Source organism: Prevotella sp. 20925_1_30 (assembly GCF_041433025.1).
GTDB lineage: Bacteria > Bacteroidota > Bacteroidia > Bacteroidales > Bacteroidaceae > Prevotella > Prevotella vespertina.
Genome location: NZ_JAPWAR010000005.1, coordinates 1 through 20802, shown reverse-complemented (window position 1 = coordinate 20802; position 20802 = coordinate 1). Strand labels below are relative to the sequence as shown.

The following is a 20802-nucleotide window of genomic DNA, read 5'->3' as shown; positions in this document are numbered from 1 at the left end:
TTCGTACATTTGCAGAAAATTAACTAATTCAATAAATACTAAAAACAAGTACTTTTCGTTCAATTAGTCTTATTTCTTAACAGAAACTCACTTTATTATTTTTCCGTAAAAAAAGAGGTGATAAGGTCAACTTACACAAAAAGATTTTAAATAAAAAAGTTTACGTAAGCAAATAGGCGGCATACCTACGTAAACACGTGGTATACCGCCTAACATATTGAATTTTAGCAAATTACTACATTTCTTCCACTGCTGCTTGTGCCGCTGCGAGTCTTGCGATTGGCACACGGAATGGAGAACAGCTAACGTAATTGAGCCCTACATGATGGCAGAACTTGACAGAACTTGGCTCACCACCATGCTCACCACAGATACCACACTTGAGGTTCTTGCGCGTCTTACGTCCCTTCTCAACAGCCATTTGAATCAACTGACCAACACCCTTCTGATCGAGAACCTGGAATGGGTCAACATCAAGAATCTTCTTTTCCAAGTAGCTTGGCAAGAAGCTAGCAATGTCGTCGCGGCTATAACCGAAGGTCATCTGTGTTAAGTCGTTTGTTCCAAAGCTGAAGTATTCTGCCTTTTGTGCGATGAGGTCGGCAGTTAGAGCAGCACGAGGAATCTCAATCATCGTACCCACCTTGAATGGAACCTCTACACCTTCTTTCTTGAAGAGCTTATCAGCTGTCTTACGAATGATGTGCTCCTGTATATCAAGCTCATTGACGATACCAACCAATGGAACCATAATCTCTGGCATTGGGTTAAAGCCTTCCTTCTTCAACTGGATAGCAGCACCGAGGATAGCCTTTGTCTGCATGGCTGTAATCTCAGGGAATGTATTACCCAAACGACAACCACGTAGTCCTAACATTGGGTTATGCTCTGACAGAGAACTTACACGGCTCTGGATGAACTGAACGCTTACACCCATCTCTTGAGCCATTATTTCTTGACCCTTTAAATCATGAGGAACGAACTCGTGCAATGGTGGGTCAAGCAAACGAATGTTCACTGGCATACCATCCATACACTTCAAGATACCATAGAAGTCTTGTTTCTGATAAGGCAATAGTTTATCGAGAGCCTTCTCACGATCTTCTGTGCTATCAGCGAGAATCATCTCACGCATAGCCTTTATCTTCTCATTCTCGAAGAACATGTGCTCTGTACGACAAAGACCGATACCAACAGCACCAAAGTTGCTTGCAACCTCTGCATCGTGTGGAGTATCAGCATTGGTGCGTACAACCAATTTACTATACTTCTTACAGAGATTCATTAACTCTGCAAAGTCGCCAGTTACCTCTGCTGGGCGTGTCTTCACTTCACCTGCATAAACCTCACCAGTAGAACCATTTAATGAGATGTAATCACCTTCACGAATGATTGTTCCATCAATCTCAACAGTACGAGCCTTGTAATCAACCATAATTGCACCCGCACCACTGACACAGCACTTACCCATACCACGAGCAACAACTGCTGCGTGTGAAGTCATACCGCCACGAGCTGTCAAGATACCTTCTGCTGCTGACATACCTGCGAGATCCTCTGGAGATGTCTCAATACGCACCATAATTACTTGGTGACCATCCTCATGCCACTTTGTTGCATCATCAGCAAAGAATACTACCTGACCGCAAGCAGCACCTGGTGAAGCTGGCAAGCCACGTGTCAATATATGTGCTTGAGCGCGTGCTTCCTTATCGAATACTGGGTGGAGAAGTTCATCAAGTTTATTTGGTTCACAACGCAAAAGAGCTGTCTTTTCATCAATCTCACCTTCGTGAAGCAAGTCCATAGCTATCTTCACCATTGCAGTACCTGTGCGCTTACCATTACGAGTCTGTAAGAACCAGAGCTTACCCTCTTGTACGGTGAACTCCATATCCTGCATATCGTGGTAATGCTTCTCCAACTTATCTTGAAGAGCATACAACTGGGCGTATAACTCAGGCATAGCTTCTTCCATTGAAGGGAACTTCTTGCGACGGGTTTCTTCGTCAATATTCTGCTGCTCTGCCCAACGCAATGAACCTTCCTTTGTAATCTGTTGTGGTGTACGAATACCTGCTACAACATCTTCGCCCTGTGCATTGATAAGATACTCACCATTGAAACAATTCTCACCAGTTGCAGCATCACGAGAGAAGCAAACACCTGTTGCTGATGTTTCACCCATGTTTCCAAAGACCATTGCCATAACTGTAACGGCTGTGCCCCATTCTTGTGGAATGCCCTCCATCTTACGATAAAGAATAGCACGCTCATTCATCCAAGAATCAAATACGGCGCATACTGCACCCCAAAGCTGCTCCATTGGATCGTCAGGGAAGTTCCGACCTGTTTGCTCTTTAATAGCATTCTTAAATAAAGTCACCAGTTGCTTCAACTCTTCAACCGTCATTTCGTTATCGAGTTTGATACCACGCTGTGCCTTTACTTGCTGTATAATAGCCTCAAAGGGGTCAATATCTTCCTTATTTACTGGTTTCATGCCTAATACGACATCACCATACATCTGTACGAAGCGACGATAGCTATCGTAGGCAAAACGCTCATTGCCTGTCTTCTTTGCCAATCCCTCTACAACAACATCGTTCAAACCAAGGTTGAGGATTGTATCCATCATACCTGGCATTGACGCACGTGCACCAGAGCGTACACTCATAAGAAGAGGATTAGAAGGGTCACCAAACTTTGAGTTCATCAAAGATTCTACATGCTTAACGCTATTCTCAACCTCTGATTTCAATAAGCCAACAACTGTCTCTTTACCCTTCTCAAAATACTCGTTACACACATCGGTAGTAATGGTGAAACCTGGAGGAACAGGAACACCGATAAGATTCATTTCTGCTAGATTAGCTCCCTTACCACCGAGGAGATTTCTCATATCAGCCTTACCTTCTGCCTTACCATTACCGAAGGTATAAACTCTTTTTTCGCTCATAATTATAATTGATAATGTATTTTAGTTATTTATCTCTACGTGCAAATATACCAATAATTAGGTAAAGTGACAAACTTTTCAATGAATAATGTAATCTCTACCTTACATTTTCATCTTGTTAGCGAACACACATACACAATAAAGATAGGCACAACGACGCATACTAGATTTTTTTAGTAACTTTGCAGCCAAATACAAAACAATTTATGAGTAGAAAGAGAAAGCCATTTCCTATATTTGAGAATGTCACTATAGAGGCAGTTGCTGCCGAAGGAAAGTGTGTTGCACACGTGGAAGACAAGGTTGTCTTTGTTCCATTCGTTGTTCCTGGTGACGTCGTCGACTTGCAAGTTCGAAAGAAGAAACGTAGTTATTGCGAGGCTACCGTCATTCGATTTATCAGCAAGAGCAATGTGCGTGAAGAACCTATGTGCGAACACTTTGGTATCTGTGGCGGATGTAAATGGCAGAACTTACCTTACAGCGAACAATTAAAGGCAAAGCAGCAGCAGGTTTATGATCAACTGAGCCGCATTGGAAAGGTTGAGCTTCCTGAGTTCCGACCTATCATGGGTTCTGTCCACACAAAGGAATATCGCAATAAGCTAGAGTTTGGTTGTGCCAATAAACGATGGTACACCGCCGAAGAATTAGCTGCGTTACCTGAAGGTGTTGGGCTATCAGGTGGTGCCATTGGATTCCATATAACGGGCAGCTTCGATAAGATTTACCCTATTGAGAAGTGCTGGCTCATGGATAATCTTTGTAACGAGATACGCAATGATATTCGTGACTATGCTTTAGAAACGGGAATGACATTCTATGACATCCGTGCTCAACATGGTTTATTACGCGACCTCATGCTTCGTAACTCTAATACGGGTGAGTGGATGCTGCTCGTACAATTCCATTACGATGAAGAGGGAGATGACGAGCGAGCAAAAGCTCTCATGCAGCATATTGCTGAGAAATTCCCACAAATAACCTCTCTTTTCTATGTGGATAATCAGAAAGGAAACGATACGTTTAACGACTTAGAACTAACGCTTTATAAGGGTAATGACCATATCTTTGAAACGATGGAAGACCTGAAGTTCAAGGTGGGTCCAAAGAGTTTCTATCAAACGAACACCGAACAGGCTTATCATCTTTATTCTGTTGCTAGAGAATTTGCCAATCTTACGGGAGATGAGCTTGTTTACGATCTCTACACAGGAACGGGAACAATCGCCAACTTCGTTGCTAAGAAAGCTCGTAAGGTGATTGGTATCGAGTATGTACCCGAAGCGATTGAAGATGCAAAGGTCAATTCCAACGTCAATAACATTGATAATACGCTCTTCTATGCTGGCGATATGAAAGATATTCTCACCGAAGAGTTCATCCAAAAGCATGGTCGCCCTGATGTTATCATCACTGACCCACCACGTGCTGGTATGCACCCTGACGTTGTTAACGTCATCCTCGGGGCAAGTCCTAAACGCATTGTTTACGTTAGTTGTAATCCAGCAACACAAGCACGAGATTTAGCTTTGCTTGATGCTGATTATAAGGTAGCCGCCGTTCAACCCGTTGATATGTTCCCACACACGCCACACGTTGAAAATGTGGTTCTATTAGAAAAGCGATAATTATACTCGAATATAGAAGAGCCTTCTTTCTTTCCGAATGGAGGCTCTTCTCGTATGTAAGAGGTATCTTATCTTGTTAAATAAAAACAAAACATCAATTAGTTTAAATAAAAAAACTATATTTGCAAACCACATAAACTATTATTATTAACTAAGCTGTTATTCATTATGAAAATCATTAACTATCTGATAGCAACACTTTGCTTAGCAACAATGCTAGCGTGTAGCAATCATTCAGAGATTCAAAGTCCTATTCCTACTTTAACCAACTCTACGAATACAGGATGTAAAACAAGCCCCACTTTAGCTAGAGCAAACAATCTATCAGGTGGAGAAGGGAAAGAGTATCTTGCTTTAAAAGCATTAGGTGAAGGAAAGATGACTCTCGAACACCATAATGCAACACTGGCATGCGATGCCCTAATCAAAACCCAAATGAATACTGACGGGAGTAGCACAATAATATTGACAGAACAATCTACAGAAGACACAAATTGTACTTGTAAATACGACATACAATACACGATCTCCAACTTAGTACCCAATAAGTATCACATTATCTTAAAGAAGCAGGAAATCAATCGCAATGGTAATCCCCTATCGGATGCCACCGTCTACAAAGACTTCTACTTTAAATATTCCACAACATTATCATCCGTTATTAATTTAAAGTAAATAGCATACCAACAACTACGAATTAATTATCAATATAAGAGAGTGTATCGCAGGACTTAACCTGTGCGATACACTCTCTTTCTCTTTGCCTAATCTAACGTCGTGATTAATGAGCTTATCACGTTGTCACAAGCTCGGCATGTTCAATAAAGGTTCAGTATCTATCTTTCCAGCACAGAATCTCCATTTGCGTTTAATTATCCAGTAGACTTACACAAAGAGTGTCTATGGATTCAGCTAATATAATAAGGAGGAATCTCGTCAAACTAAGAAGCATTATCATCTGATAATACAAGTCCTGTCGCATAGATAGTATATATCCTGTCATACTCTAAGTTAAAGTACGATATTATACACGTTTGTATAACGAGTTATACACGTTTGTATAATTGATTATACACGTTTGTATAATTAGTTATACACGTCTGTATAATTGATTATACACGCTTGTATAAAAGACTATTGATTAGTTATCATTGATAGGATATATACTTATGATGGAGTCTGACAGATAATATAACATCAGATTATACCAACCTTGTTGTACAAAGCTTATCCGCTTTACAGTATATAGAATAAGGTAGGGAATGATTAGACAATGACATAGAGAGAAAAGCAGGATATTATTTTGCATTTATCCAATAAAGCACTATCTTTGCAGCATTAATACTCTAAGTATCATTACAGCAGGTCGTATCTCACCTAAAATATACAATTTATGAGAAAAACAATTATCTTAGCAGCATTGATGTTTAGTAGCATCATAAGTTATGCGCAAGGACAGAAGTGGATAAACAATGTAAAGTTATCTGGCTTCGGAATCGTTCAATATCAATACAATGGTATGCACAACAGTAAGACGAGCAAGTCGAACAGCTTTAATCTTCGATTAGGTCGTGTGTCTTTAGATGGTCGCATATTAGATGATTGGTATTGGAAAGCACAATTACAAGTAAACGGCAATACTTCAACCTTAGGGACTTCGCCTCGTGTAGTTGACCTCTTTGCCGAGTGGCAAAAGTACGATTATTTCCGTGTAAAGTTGGGACAATTCAAGAATCCATTTACATTCGATAACCCTATTCACCCTATCGATCAAGGCTTCATGAGTGTTGCACAAAGTGTATTGAAGTTAGCCAGTTTCTCTGACAGAGCTGGTGCGCACCCTTCAAATGGGCGTGATATTGGTATTCAAGTGCAAGGTGACTTCCTAAAGAATAATGCGGGGCGCAACCTTGTTCACTATCAGGTAGGAGTATTCAATGGTCAAGGTATTAATACTAAGGATGTTGACCAACAGAAGAATATCATCGGTGGTGTATGGGTTATGCCCGTTAATGGTTTACGCTTAGGATGGTTCGGTTGGACGGGCTCATACGCAAGAAAAGGCACATGGACTGATAATGCGGGTATCGTACAAAGCGGTGTATGTAAATTGCAGCAACGTCGTTATGCTTTCTCTGCTGAATATAAAGCGAATGATTGGACATTGCGTTCTGAGTATATCCATTCTACGGGATATGCCTTTGCTAAGTCTTTGAGTAACACGGATGATGCAGCTGCAAAAGATTGCAACCTCAGTGCTGATGGTAATAAGGCACAAGGTGTATATGCACTGGTTATCGCTCCTATCATCCCTAATAAGTTGCATGCAAAGGCAAGATATGATATGTATCAACCTTCGGATGGCGCACAAAAGCAGCGTACTCAATATGATATTGGTCTTGATTATGAGTTTACAAAGAACTTGGCTTTGAGTGGCATCTATTCTTATGTACATGATAGATCACAACACGCACTACAGGCTAATCCTAATTATTCTATGCTTGATGTGGAATTAAGTTTCCGCTTCTGATAGACAATAAAATACGGATATGTTCGTACATGTCCGTATTTTATTATACCTTTGCAATCTATCCATAATGACTAAAGTGGATGCTATAAGGAATACACATTAAAGAGAGAACCAAAAAAGATGACAACAGAACACCATCACCAACACCACCATAAAAGCCATTCTAATAGTAGAATTGGGCGTCATACAACGATATCATCTAAAGGAGCACAACGCAGACATAAAATCAATCAAGTTTTAAAGTTCGTTGCGACCATTGCTGCAATTTGCTTACTATATCTTGTATGGTGGTTATATAACAACTAATTACAAATATGGCGATAGGCTTTAAGGGTTTATCACCGATCTTTATTTAGGATATGAAGATGATAGTGCGAGCCGTCATTATCAATGCGCATCATCTTATGTTGGAAGCTCTTTTTATTCGAAAGAGATAAGGCAACATGCCCCATTGTGCGACGCAAATTTATCTCAACGAGAGGATGCAACTTAAAACCAACGTCTTCCCTACTCCCATTAGCTACAATCATCATATCAACACCTAATGCTCCATAATAAATGTCTGTTAGCTGTTTCGACAGTAGAGTTTCTAATGTCTGTGCTATATTATTTAGCACAGGTATAGAGATATAGGCTGAGAGAAGTTCTTGCTTAACTTCTTCTTTCTCAAGACTATTGCCTATATATGCTCCATTCATTGTATGGAACACTGATAGACCTACATAATGAACACCATCTTTATCCGCAATGAACTCCATCCCAAAGTCTTTCACCTTATTATAATAAGGCTCAACCATAATACTCCCTTGCTGCTTGATAACGTTGTTTGCCCAATTAAGTATTGCGGGGTCTATCATTGTATCAATATAACGAACACCTCTCCCACTGCTACTCCATGGAGCTTTTATTACAGCCTTATCAATTTTCTCTAAGAGAGAAGTAAGTTCTGCTACATTCCTTGCACAAAACGATTCACCTATTAATATATCCTCATCTAACAACTCTCGCAATTCACGCAAAACGTGTGAAGCATACTCCCGATTACTAAGTTCTCTAATTGCTGATAGGTTCTCATCCGTGGGTAATACGTTAGCTTTAATCCCTAATTGTTCCAACTGGAACTTGATTGCAGAATCCCAACCCCATGGCATTACTTCTGTCACTTCATCAATAAGCTGCTCTATATTATCACTATCTATAAAATGAACTTGCTGACCATAACTCATAAAGCGTCGAGCATGGATTCGGGCAGAATTGACATTCTCTACTAGAATATAATCGCCATCTTTAGCCCATAGAACTGGCAAATAATCCAAATCATGCCTCATTTGCCTACCTGCATGGGGGGCTGTAAAGTACTTATTATCATAAGCTAATGCAATATCGTGTTCCGGATTGAATATATGTAGTGTCATCGTACTTTATTTTTTACGTCATGCAAAGTTACATTAAACCAAATGCAATACAAAATAAATACCTTAAAATAACATTTTTTGCTATCTAGAGTTTGCAAATCAAAGAAATAATTGTAACTTTGCAAGTGCATAATACAAAAATACAACAAGAACAAGATGGATGCATTCTTTCGTACTCACTCATACCTAGTGGAGCATACAAATGCCCCTGTTCGTCGTTGTCTCATGGATGAGATAGATTGGAACGACAAACTAATAGGTATCAAAGGGACAAGAGGCGTGGGAAAGACAACATTCTTGCTACAATATGCAAAGGAGCGTTATAGTTCTACTGACAAGCAATGTCTCTATGTTAATATGAATAACTTCTATTTTCAAAGTAGAGGAATTGCGGACTTCGCTGGAGAGTTTTATCGTAATGGAGGAAAGGTTCTGTTGATTGATCAAGTATTTAAGCAGCCCGATTGGAGTCGTGAACTACGGCGGTGTTATGATAATTACCCCAATTTACAGATTGTCTTTACAGGGTCAAGCGTAATGAGACTAAAAGAAGAGAATCCAGAACTAAACAGTATCGTCAAAAGCTATAATCTACGTGGGTTCTCCTTCCGAGAGTTTTTAAATTTACAAACAGGATTACAACTTAAGCCTTACTCATTAGAAGAGATTTTAAATAACCACGAGGAGATTACCAATCAAATCTTATCTAAAGTTAGTCCGACAAAGTATTTCCTTGACTATCTCCATCATGGTTTTTATCCTTTCTTTTTAGAACAACGCAACTTTTCAGAGAATCTTCTGAAGACGATGAATATGATGACTGAGGTTGATATCCTACTCATCAAGCAAATAGAGTTAAAGTATCTGACTAAGATAAAGAAGCTCTTTTACCTCTTGGCACTTGAAGGAACAAAAGCTCCCAACATCAGTAACCTTGCAAAAGAAATAAACACAAGTCGTGCAACAGTGATGAATTACATCAAAAATCTTACTGATGCTAGACTTATTAATTTGGTTTATCCTGTTGGGCAAGAGTTCCCCAAGAAACCGTCGAAAGTGATGCTACAGAATCCGAATCTGATGTATGCAATCTATCCTATCCAGGTGGAACAGCAACAACTTATGGAGACTTTCTTTGTTAATACAATGCAAGAAACTTGTGTTATCAATGAAGGAGGCAAGCAAGGAACTTACATTGTCAATCAAAAGCATAAATTTAAAGTGTGTGATGCTGAGAATAACAAGATACGATTCAGTAATGACACTATCTACGCAAAATATAATACTGAAGTTGGGAAAGGTAACCAAGTACCACTTTGGTTAATGGGATTTCTTTATTAGAAAAAGACCAAAAACATTATAAAACAATTTTCATTTAATAAATTTCAAAATGGCTAAAGAAAAGAAGTTTATCACTTGTGATGGTAACGAGGCCGCTGCTCACGTGAGCTACATGTTCTCTGAGGTAGCAGCTATCTATCCTATCACTCCATCATCTCCAATGGCTGAGCACGTTGATGAGTGGTCAGCACGTGGTCGTAAGAACCTTTGGGGTCAGACTGTAAGCGTTCAGGAGATGCAGTCAGAGGGGGGCGCAGCAGGTGCCGTACACGGTTCACTGCAGTCTGGTGCTCTCACGACAACCTTCACCGCATCACAGGGTCTTCTCTTGATGATTCCTAACATGTACAAGATTGCTGGTGAACTTTTGCCATGTGTATTCAATGTTTCAGCACGTACACTCGCAAGTCACGCTCTTTGTATCTTCGGTGACCACCAGGACGTAATGGCTTGCCGTCAGACAGGCTTCGCTATGTTCTGTTCAGGTTCTGTACAGGAGGTTATGGATCTCTCTGCAGTTCCTCACCTTGCTTCATTGAAGACATCAGTTCCATTCATCAACTTCTTCGATGGATTCCGTACATCACACGAGTATCATAAGATTGAGTGCCTTGACCAGGAAGATATCCGTCCATTGGTCGACGAGGAAGATGTTAAGCGTTTCCGCGACCGTGCAATGACTCCAGAACGTCCAGTAGTTCGCGGTACAGCTGAGAACCCTGAGACATTCTTCACACATCGTGAGGCATCTAACAGTGCTTACGAGAATGTAGCAGAGGTTGTTGAGCACTATCTCGGCGAAATCTCAAAGATTACAGGCCGTGAGTATCACCTCTTCGATTACTATGGTGCTAAGGATGCTGAGAACATCATCATCTTGATGGGTTCAGCAACAGAGGCAGCTCGTGAGGCTATCGACTACTTGTTGTCTCAGGGCAAGAAGGTTGGTATGATAGCTGTACACCTTTATCGTCCATTCTCTGTTAAGCACTTGCTCGCTGCAGTACCTAAGTCTGTTAAGCGTATCGCAGTTCTTGACCGTACTAAGGAGCCAGGTGCAGAGGGTGAGCCATTGTACCTCGATGTTAAGAGTGCATTCTATGATGTTGAGAACAAGCCATTGATTGTTGGTGGTCGTTATGGTCTTGGTTCAGCTGATACAACACCAGCTAAGATCATCGCTGTTTACAATAACTTAGAGTTGCCAGAGCCAAAGGATCACTTCACTGTAGGTATCGTTGATGACGTAACCTTCACTTCTCTCCCAGAGGTTGAAGAGATTCCATTAGGTGGTGAAGGCATGTTCGAAGCTAAGTTCTATGGTTTGGGTGCTGACGGTACAGTTGGTGCTAACAAGAACTCAGTAAAGATTATCGGTGACAACACAGATAAGCACTGCCAGGCTTATTTCTCTTACGACTCTAAGAAGTCAGGTGGTTTCACCTGTTCTCACCTCCGTTTCGGTGATAGCCCAATCCGTTCTACTTATCAGGTAAATACTCCTAATTTCGTTGCATGCCACGTTCAGGCTTATCTGAACATGTATGACGTAACACGTGGATTACGTAAGAACGGTACATTCTTGTTGAACACAATCTTTGAGGGTGAGGAACTCGTAAACTTTATACCTAATAAGGTAAAGCGTTATTTCGCTAAGAACAATATTACCGTTTACTATATCAACGCAACAAAGATTGCTCAAGAGATTGGACTTGGTAACCGTACCAACACCATCCTACAGTCTGCTTTCTTCCGCATTACAGAGGTTATCCCTCTCGACCTTGCTGTAGACCAGATGAAGAAGTTCATCGTTAAGAGTTATAGCAAGAAGGGTCAGGATGTTGTAGACAAGAACTTCGCAGCTGTTGATCGTGGTAACGAGTACAAACAATTGACTGTTGACCCAGCATGGGCTAACCTTCCAGACGATGAAGCAAAGGTTGACGATGCTCCAGCATTCGTTAAGGAACTCGTTCGTCCTATGAACGCACAGGCAGGTGACCTCTTGAAGGTTTCTGACTTCGTTAATCATGGTACCGTTGATGGTACATGGTCAGTTGGTACTGCTGCTTACGATAAGCGCGGTGTTGCTGCTTTTGTTCCTGCATGGGATGCTGAGAATTGTATTCAGTGTAACAAGTGTGCATTCGTTTGTCCTCATGCTTGTATCCGTCCATTCGTTTTGGATGAGGCAGAGAAGGCTGGCTTCAACAAGCCAACCCTTGACATCCTTGCTCCAAAGCAGCTCAAGGGTATGCAATTCCGTATCGAAGTATCAGTTCTCGATTGTACAGGTTGTGGCAACTGTGCTGATGTTTGCCCAGGTAAGAAGGGTAACAAGGCATTGTCAATGACACAGTTTGTTGCAGGTGAAGAGGAAGCTACACGTCGTGCAGCCGATTGGAACTACCTTGTTAAGAACGTTAAGAGCAAGCAGAACTTGGTAGATATCAAGTCAAACGCTAAGAACTCTCAGTTTGCTCAGCCTTTGTTCGAGTTCTCTGGTGCATGTGCTGGTTGTGGTGAGACTCCATACGTTAAGCTTGTTTCACAGCTCTTCGGTGACCGTGAGATGATTGCTAACGCAACAGGTTGCTCTTCTATCTACTCTGCTTCAGTACCTTCTACTCCTTACACAACTAATGAGGAAGGTCATGGCCCTGCATTCAACAACTCATTGTTCGAGGACTTCTGCGAGTTCGGTATGGGTATGGCAATGGGTAACAAGAAGATGCGTGAGCGCATCGTCGTACTCCTTAATGGTGCTATGGCTGATGATCACGTATCTGCAGAGTTCAAGGAAGCAGCTCAAGAATGGCTTAACAATATGAACGATGCTGATGCTTCTAAGGTTGCAGCAGCTAAGTTGAAGCCATTAATCGAGGCTGGTGCAGCAAAGGGTTGCCCTGTATGTGCAGAGTTGAAGACTCTCGACCACTATCTCGTTAAGCGTAGCCAGTGGATCATCGGTGGTGATGGTGCTTCATACGATATCGGTTACGGTGGTCTCGACCATGTTATCGCTTCTGGTGAGGACGTTAATATCTTAGTACTTGATACTGAGGTTTACTCAAACACTGGTGGTCAGAGCTCTAAGTCTACTCCACTCGGTGCTATCGCTCAGTTCGCTGCTAAGGGTAAGCGTATCCGCAAGAAGGATCTCGGCTTGATGGCAACTACATATGGTTATGTTTACGTAGCTCAGGTTGCTATGGGTGCTGACAACGCACAGACCTTAAAGGCTATTCGTGAGGCTGAGGCTTACCCAGGTCCATCACTCATCATCGCTTACTCTCCATGTATCAACCATGGTTTGAAGATTAAGGGTGGTATGGGTCGCAGCCAGGCTCAAGAGGCTAACGCTGTTGCTTGTGGTTACTGGCACCTCTGGCGTTACAACCCACAGTTGGCAGAAGAAGGCAAGAACCCATTCTCTCTCGACTCTAAGGCTCCAGATTGGGACAAGTTCCAAGAGTTCCTTCACAGTGAGGTTCGCTTCCTCTCTGTCCTCAAAGCTTATCCAAACGAGGGTCAAGAGCTCTTCAAGGCTTGTGAGGATATGGCTAAGCTCCGTTACAAGAGCTATGTTCGCAAGACCAAGGAAGACTGGAGCGAGGAGGCATAAAACCCTTCTTTGAATAATGAAGATATAGAGTTAATTACACTATATAACACCTTAAAAGAGGAGTTTCTCTACCATAGAGAAACTCCTCTTTTTCATTCAACATAACTTGGTGCTTATCACGACCATTCAACCGATTCACAAAGGACTTTCTAAAATGTTCGCGAACAAACAAAAAATTGTTCGCGAAGAATTTCGATTTTGTTCGCGAACAATTTTTTGCGTTTCTTATTGTACCTTTCTTACTATTTGTTTTCAATACTTCATTCTTCAACTAAATACGCATTGCGTGTCCCTGACAATATATACTTTCGTGCCCCACGAAATGTACTATTGTGCCCCACAATATATACTTTCGTCAAAGTGAAGTTCTTCATGCAAGATTCAAATAAAAAGATATGGTATCAAAAGCTACTTAAAGTATGCCTTTGATACCATATTATATTATAATAAAATATTATTATCTTATTCTATCAGCTGCTCTTACCAAAGCCTCATCGGCAAGAATAGCATGACGAGCCAACCATAAAAGAATAAATGCAATCAGAGGCAGACATGCTGCAAATTCTATATGGAAAGTAAACCCAGTCATTAACACTTGACTGAATACGCCATATACAATATACCACCCAATAATCATCAACATAGAAAACAAGCAGAAACGAGCTTGACGCTTACGATTGTGATAGTCGAAAATTGCAAACAAATCTATTGGACAAGTAACTAATAGTATAGCAAACAATGCCCAAACATTAAAGTTCCTTCCTCCGTTTGCATCAGTAAGCCAAAGATTCATCAACTGATTATCAGCACCCATCCCTTGTGGCTCAAAACTACCAATCGGTAGGCAAAGACAGGCAAGCGTTACTATCAATGCTAGAAACAAGAAGATTGTTTGTTTCCTTTGTATCATAATTACAATTCTTCCTCTTCTTGTGCCTCCTTAGAAGGATCACGCCAATAAACATCACCATCTAAGAACTCTTGCGTAGCCAACAATGTTGGTTTAGGCAACTTCTCATAATAGCGGCTAATTTCTATCTGCTCACGATTCTCAAAAACCTCTTCGAGAGAGTCGTTATAAGAAGCAAACTCTGCAAGTTTCTTACTCAAGTCTTGCTTTATCTCAACAGAAATCTGGTTCGCTCTTTTAGAAATAATTGCAACACTCTCATAAATATTACCTGTACCCTTCCAAAGTTCTTGAACATCACGGGTTACCGTATTTGACGGTGCTTTTGACTTCTTGTAATCCATTCTAATTATTATATTTTTAAGTCTTTAATTTCTAGTCTTTTGTTATCTGCTTACATTTCTTTATGAAATCCTCAGCAGTTTTGCGCTCTTTTGAATTAGGGTATTCATTGATGAAACCATAACATTCATCTTCCGCATCTTGATAACGCTGTAACTTCTTTGACTCAACACTCATCTGTGCCAACTCATACTTACTCTTCATGATTAGGATAGAAAAATCTTCTCGAAGATTACTATAAGGATAATCATTCAAAGCGTTTTGAGCTGTAATGATACATGCCTCATAATTATTGCCACCACTGGTACAATTACCAAAATATGAACCGAGATTATAATAAAGCTTTGCATTCAGATACTCCTTACGAATAAGTTTATCCTGCAAATCGAAGAGGCGTTGTTGAGCTGTACTCTTCATCTTCCCTTCTGGAAAAATATCTAAGTAATCTTGGAAAGCAGCAATTGCAGCAATTGTGGGAGTCTGATCAAGACGTGCTTCTGGCGTTCCCTCAAAAAGACTCTGACCAATATAAAAGGATGCCATTTCGGCATACCTTCCACGTGGGTAAGTTTGGTAATACTTCTTGAAAGTTTCTGAAGCTGCTTCATAATCCTTCAATCCATATTCACCCATTGCCAACATATAAAGGCATTCCTCAGCATTATCAGTACCCTTTTCTATTGTTACAAGATCCTGTAACAAAGGTACAGCAAAGCCGTATTTTCCCTTTGCGAAACACTCTTTAGCGAACTCATACTTATAGTTGTTATCAGTTGTCTTGTAGACCTGATTATATTCATGAGCACAACTGGTTAAGAGCAAAGCAACACAAATGCCTATTAAAAAACTCTTCTTCATATATTAATTTTGAAATGCAAAGTTACACATTATTCTATAAATACACAAAGGCACTTTGCTTTTTTAGCAAAAAATCACTATTAATGAGATACTATCACTTGATTTTCGTACCTTTGCCAGCCAAAGATTGTTCTCCTTTTTACAGATATAATGAACTTCAAATTAACATCAAAATATAAGCCTACGGGTGACCAGCCTGAGGCTATTAAGGAATTGACCGAGGGATTAGAACGTGGAGATAAAAGCCAAGTTTTATTAGGAGTAACGGGATCAGGTAAGACGTTTACAGTAGCTAATGTGATTGCAAACGTGAATAAACCGACGCTTATCTTATCACATAACAAGACTCTAGCAGCCCAACTTTACGAGGAAATGAAAGCGTTTTTTCCAGAGAATGCTGTGGAATATTATGTCTCGTATTATGATTATTACCAGCCTGAAGCTTACTTACCAACAACCGATGTTTACATTGAGAAAGATCTTGCTATAAATGATGAAATAGACAAGCTAAGACTTTCTGCTGTTTCTTCTCTATTATCAGGTCGCAAAGATGTGATTGTAGTCTCATCTGTTTCATGTATATATGGTATGGGTGCTCCAATCGCAATGAAGGAGAATGTCATCCATATCAAGAAAGGGCAAATCATCGATCGAAATGAGTTTTTACGACGCCTCGTTGATTCCTTATACACGCGAAATGATATTGATTTACAACGCGGAAACTTCCGAGTAAAAGGAGACACTGTCGATATAGCAATGGCTTACAATGACAATATCTTGCGCATTACTTGGTGGGACGATGAGATTGATACTATCGAAGAAGTTGACCCAATAGCATTCCATAGAATTGCCACTTTTGATGATTATGAGCTATATCCTGCAAATCTCTTTGTTACATCAAAAGAACAGACAGAAGGTGCCATCCGACAGATACAGGATGATATGGTGAAGCAAGTTGACTTCTTTACTCAACTGGGGGACAATATCAAGGCACAACGCATAAAGGAACGGGTTGAATATGACATTGAAATGATTAAGGAACTTGGTCATTGTTCTGGTATTGAGAACTATTCACGTTACTTTGATGGTAGGAAAGCTGGACAGCGACCTTATTGCCTACTTGATTTCTTCCCTAAAGATTACTTGATGGTCATTGATGAGAGCCATGTAAGTGTACCTCAGATTTCGGCAATGTACGGTGGTGACCGAGCACGTAAGACAAACCTTGTTGAATATGGATTCCGTTTACCTGCGGCTTTTGACAATCGACCATTAAAGTTTGAAGAGTTCCATAACCTGATTCATCAAATCATCTATGTGTCTGCAACACCTGCTGACTATGAGTTGAAAGAATCAGAAGGTGTTGTTGTTGAGCAATTAATTCGACCTACAGGATTACTTGATCCAGAGATTGAGGTTCGTCCTTCAGAGAATCAGATTGATGATTTAATGAACGAGATTGTTATTCGTGCAGAAAAGGAGGAACGAGTATTGGTAACAACCTTAACAAAGCGAATGGCGGAGGAATTGACGGAATACTTACTCAATCACGACATCCGAACAGCCTATATCCATAGTGACGTCGCCAGTCTTGATCGCGTCAAAATCATCAATGATTTGCGAGCAGGACTATATGATGTCCTTGTTGGTGTGAACCTATTGCGTGAAGGACTTGATCTCCCGGAAGTATCGCTTGTCGCCATACTTGATGCGGACAAAGAAGGATTCCTCCGTAGTCATAGAAGTCTTACGCAGACAGCCGGACGTGCAGCCCGTAACATAAACGGAAAGGTGATCATGTATGCCGATAACATAACCGAAAGTATGCAGCGAACCATTGATGAGACAATGCGGAGACGTGTGAAGCAACTCAAATATAACGAGGAACATCACATCACACCAAAGCAAATTGTCAAGGCGATTAAGGATACTTTGCCAACAACTGGACGCTCTACAACGGCACAAACAATACCCTTTGCTAAAGGAGCGAAAGGCATATATACCGAACCTACACAATCAATGGCATTTGCAGCCGATCCTATCGTTATGCGGATGACGAAAGAGCAATTAGAGAAGAGTATTGCCAACACAACAGCCCTTATGAAACAAGCTGCGAAAGACCTCGACTTCTTACAAGCTGCGCAATATCGTGATGAGATTATCCGACTGCAAAAGCAGCTCGAAACAAAATAAACTCAATATCCTTAGGCAGAATATCATACTTTAAAGACAGAGTAACACACGAACATATTGCCTTAATATGTTACCATGACCCTATGTTCATCTGTTACCATATCGCTAACCAATATGTCATTGAAAAATTATGTCTTTATGGCATTATGTCTAACAACTCTGTTACTATAACCCTATGTTCCTCTGTTACTCTGTCTCCAAAACTTATGTCCTTAAATAATATGTTCTTCTGTCATTTTGTCTCTAAATCCCATGTTCTTCTGTCTCACACAAAAGCCCCACCCCGTTAGGCGCCCCCCTCTCTGTAGGAGAGGGGCTGGGGGTGAGGCTATGCCACGGAAGCGAGAGAACCAAATTAATACACTAGTTTTGAAAGACATTAATTTCACAATTAATATAATCGAGTTGTCTTATTACAGAACGATTGAGACCCTGAATCAATCTAAAAAAGCTCCCGTGGTAAAAGCCTCCCCAAGCCCCTCCAAAGGAGGGGATGTCCCTAACCCTACTTACAATGCTTTCATTCGTTTCAAACTATATCCAATAAGGACAACCCCTCCTTTGGAGGGGCTTGGGGAGGCTTTCTTTCCTAACCTGCTACTGATCCATTCTCTTCTTTATTCTCCTTTTCTTTTGGAGAGGGGGCGGGGGTGAGGCCTTGTTTCCTCCGCGCAGGATTATCCACGTCCACCTGCAACTCCTTTAACGCCTTGCGAACCGGACTCTTCCAGGTCAATGTTAGCCTCGGAGCTTTGAGGCTCTTGGCGCATACGTCCTTCTCGTTCTCCTCCATCTTTGAGGGCACGTTGACCCGCAAAGAGAAGATATCACCGAGATCTAAGCCTGTTCCCATGCGTGCACATTCAAGGATAAGGTTACGCAATGTGATAATCACATTACGAGCATCACCTTCCGTCAATGAGGTTTCACGAACAATGCGTTCCAACACCATTTCGGGCGAGATCTTTTGTTGACCTTTTGGTACGGCGATATACACCGTCTTACCCTTCATTTTTCCCATTGTCGCCTTACGAGGCGCAACTTTAAATTCAATCATTTTGATTTGGTTTTTAATTAAACATTAGATTAATATATCAACATCATTTTGATGTCTTTTTTCATGTGTTTTATACCCAGCGGTTGGGTCGTCTTGTACCCAGCTGCTGGGTAGCATCGTACCCTACCCGTTGGGTAGACTCCTACCCATTCGCTGGGTACAAAATAGACCACGAACAATCGCACGGACTACTCGAATGTTGGCTCGACCCTGAACCCGTTGCCGCGGTCGTTGTTGAACACGCCGACGTAACTATTTCCGAACTGCAGGAAGAGCGCAGCGCCGCTGTTCCTTGGGTTAGCACTTGACGACCAATAGGTGCCGCGGTAGCCAACGTTGCTCAGCAGACCCGCGTAGTAGTAACCCAAGGCGGGCAGGTAGAAATAATTGTTTGCATCGGCTATGGAAGGAAGAGTCAGAGAAATGGACCAGCTCTGCGAGTTGTTTCCATTTGTGCGCCAATCACTGCCGTCGACTGCAGTGTTGCTGTTATAATTACCTTCGGCTTGCAATACGGACTTCTTCTTAAACCACATGCCGCCTTTAAATAAATGACCCATAGTAGTCCATAATTCGTCACCGTCCCAACGGGGATCTCCCTTGGCGGCGTACCACGTCATCTCGTTCACGTTTGGAAGGTCTTTGCATGAGTGGATAGCAGGGTTGCTTACGCCGTTACCTGGGTAACTTTCGTTGTAGTAACGAGGGTCGCTGTTGCTCTTGGCGTAGTTTGGATTGGATGACACTGACATTGGCATTGGCTGCCATGGAGCTGCGCTATTCCATTCGTGACCTGCCCAATAATTCTGCTGAGCATCCCACATGTAATACTTTGTTCCGTCGTAATCGCGTACGTTGAGGTTAGCCTTCATATCGTAGTAAGTGTTCGAAGCATAGGTTGTTGAAGGGAGTATTTTTGTTATGGTGCCCTCCACATATGTTGCCATGTCCATTACCCAATAACGCACCCTTAAGATATGAGTTCCTGGCTTAATCACCATGTAAGCCCCGTTAGTAGTTACGCTAGCGCTGTTGTTGGTCAGTGGGAAGCCGTTATAGTTGCTGCTACCCCATGTTGGGTCTTTTGTCGTTAAGACTATCTTATTGCCGTTTGTTACTGTGGAAGCATCCAAAGCACCTGTTGTTGTATTGACAGTGTATGTCTCTGCTATATCGTTGTCGGAGCTTACCTCAATCTTAGTTAGGTAGCAGTTATGCAGAATAGTGTTACTTGTGTAAGGCTGGAAGACTAAGTAAGCTGGCTGATGCTCTAACTCAAAGCTAAAAGACTTACCGCCCAGGATTCCTGTAGCAGTTGCTGTACCGTAATCGCCTGCTGTGCCAAAGTGCGCGGTGTTGTCTGGAGCTGTCTGGCTCTGGGTGGTTGAGATAGTTACAGAGTTGCCGCTGCTGTTCTTGCCCAAGTAATAAACCTTATAACTGCTACTTGCAGTAAACTTACCTGGCACTTTATACATAAAAAAAGCAACCTTACTTGTTGGCGCATTGCTACTCTTCCGCAATACACCGTCGTCATCCTTTACGTAGATATAGTCACCTGCCTCCCAAAAGAAATTGCCACTGTTGTAATCCATTGAAGTGCGGGTCTTTGTATCGTCGCCTGCAACAAAGGTTGTGAGGTTCTTGTCGTTATCCTCATTGGGGTTGGTAGGGTTCTGTGCTACATCCTCGTTAGCGCAGGATGCAAAAGCCAAGGCTACACCAAATACAACAGCCAAGGACTTTAGTTGTGATGCGAATGAATATTGTTTCATTGTTTTCTTCATCATTTATTCGTTTTACTTTGTTCTTTTAGTTAATAACTCTCTGTTAATCTTCCCATGAGGATGTGCTTTCATCTTCTAAGTCTTCATCATTCCATAAGCCTGACTCTTTGGCAGGAGCTGATGGACCAGTTGCCTTGTGAGCCTTCTTATGCTG

13 protein-coding genes are annotated in these 20802 nt (G+C 41.4%); 6 read left to right on the top strand and 7 right to left on the bottom strand.

Features of this window, described 5'->3' with window-relative positions; all coding sequences use genetic code 11:
- Window positions 1–235: 235 nt before the first annotated feature.
- Window positions 236–2959, bottom strand: a complete 2724-nt coding sequence (gene ppdK / locus O3603_RS03350) for a pyruvate, phosphate dikinase (protein ID WP_155716400.1) — start codon at window positions 2957–2959, stop codon at window positions 236–238.
- A 206-nt stretch (window positions 2960–3165) separates the two neighbouring features.
- Here ppdK and rlmD point away from each other — a divergent pair, with 206 nt between their 5' ends.
- From rlmD to O3603_RS03335, 3 genes are all read left to right on the top strand, one after another.
- The gene (gene rlmD / locus O3603_RS03345; RefSeq protein WP_288952500.1) at window positions 3166–4590 is read left to right on the top strand and encodes a 23S rRNA (uracil(1939)-C(5))-methyltransferase RlmD; all 1425 of its coding nucleotides are present in this window, start codon (window positions 3166–3168) and stop codon (window positions 4588–4590) included.
- Between the two features lie 168 nt (window positions 4591–4758).
- Entirely contained in the window at window positions 4759–5265 is a 507-nt protein-coding gene (locus tag O3603_RS03340) for a hypothetical protein (protein WP_371520555.1), read from the top strand.
- 718 nt (window positions 5266–5983) lie between these two features.
- Window positions 5984–7120: a porin gene (locus O3603_RS03335; RefSeq protein WP_371520553.1), complete on the top strand. Its 1137-nt coding sequence runs from the start codon at window positions 5984–5986 to the stop codon at window positions 7118–7120.
- A gap of 338 nt (window positions 7121–7458) precedes the next feature.
- Here O3603_RS03335 and O3603_RS03330 read toward each other — a convergent pair whose 3' ends face one another.
- Window positions 7459–8535, bottom strand: a complete 1077-nt coding sequence (locus O3603_RS03330; protein WP_371520550.1) for a hypothetical protein — start codon at window positions 8533–8535, stop codon at window positions 7459–7461.
- A gap of 156 nt (window positions 8536–8691) precedes the next feature.
- Between O3603_RS03330 and O3603_RS03325 the strand changes: the two genes are divergently transcribed.
- Together O3603_RS03325 and nifJ are read left to right on the top strand one after the other, a co-directional pair.
- Window positions 8692–9876: an AAA family ATPase gene (locus O3603_RS03325; protein WP_315441523.1), complete on the top strand. Its 1185-nt coding sequence runs from the start codon at window positions 8692–8694 to the stop codon at window positions 9874–9876.
- Between the two features lie 49 nt (window positions 9877–9925).
- Window positions 9926–13501, top strand: coding sequence for a pyruvate:ferredoxin (flavodoxin) oxidoreductase (gene nifJ, locus O3603_RS03320; RefSeq protein ID WP_371520547.1), 3576 nt, complete (start codon window positions 9926–9928; stop codon window positions 13499–13501).
- A 457-nt stretch (window positions 13502–13958) separates the two neighbouring features.
- Here the strand turns inward: nifJ and O3603_RS03315 are convergent, their stop codons facing one another.
- From O3603_RS03315 to O3603_RS03305, 3 genes are read right to left on the bottom strand one after another with little or no spacing between them, the layout of a single operon-like run.
- Window positions 13959–14411, bottom strand: a complete 453-nt coding sequence (locus tag O3603_RS03315; RefSeq protein ID WP_371520545.1) for a DUF4293 domain-containing protein — start codon at window positions 14409–14411, stop codon at window positions 13959–13961.
- Between the two features lie 2 nt (window positions 14412–14413).
- Entirely contained in the window at window positions 14414–14755 is a 342-nt protein-coding gene (locus O3603_RS03310) for a DNA-directed RNA polymerase subunit omega (RefSeq protein WP_004383432.1), read from the bottom strand.
- A gap of 31 nt (window positions 14756–14786) precedes the next feature.
- Window positions 14787–15611 (bottom strand): outer membrane protein assembly factor BamD, encoded by an 825-nt coding sequence (locus O3603_RS03305; RefSeq protein ID WP_009436027.1) that lies wholly within the window; start codon window positions 15609–15611, stop codon window positions 14787–14789.
- Between the two features lie 150 nt (window positions 15612–15761).
- Between O3603_RS03305 and uvrB the strand changes: the two genes are divergently transcribed.
- A complete protein-coding gene (uvrB, locus tag O3603_RS03300; protein WP_371520541.1) occupies window positions 15762–17804 on the top strand; it encodes an excinuclease ABC subunit UvrB in 2043 nt (680 codons plus the stop codon).
- Window positions 17805–18393: 589 nt separating this feature from the next.
- On the opposite strand, the gene O3603_RS03295 is transcribed toward uvrB, so the two are convergent.
- Together O3603_RS03295 and O3603_RS03290 are read right to left on the bottom strand one after the other, a co-directional pair.
- Window positions 18394–18861, bottom strand: coding sequence for a DNA-binding protein (locus tag O3603_RS03295; protein ID WP_371520538.1), 468 nt, complete (start codon window positions 18859–18861; stop codon window positions 18394–18396).
- Window positions 18862–19049: 188 nt separating this feature from the next.
- Window positions 19050–20648 (bottom strand): hypothetical protein, encoded by a 1599-nt coding sequence (locus O3603_RS03290; RefSeq protein ID WP_371520756.1) that lies wholly within the window; start codon window positions 20646–20648, stop codon window positions 19050–19052.
- Window positions 20649–20802 lie beyond the last annotated feature (154 nt).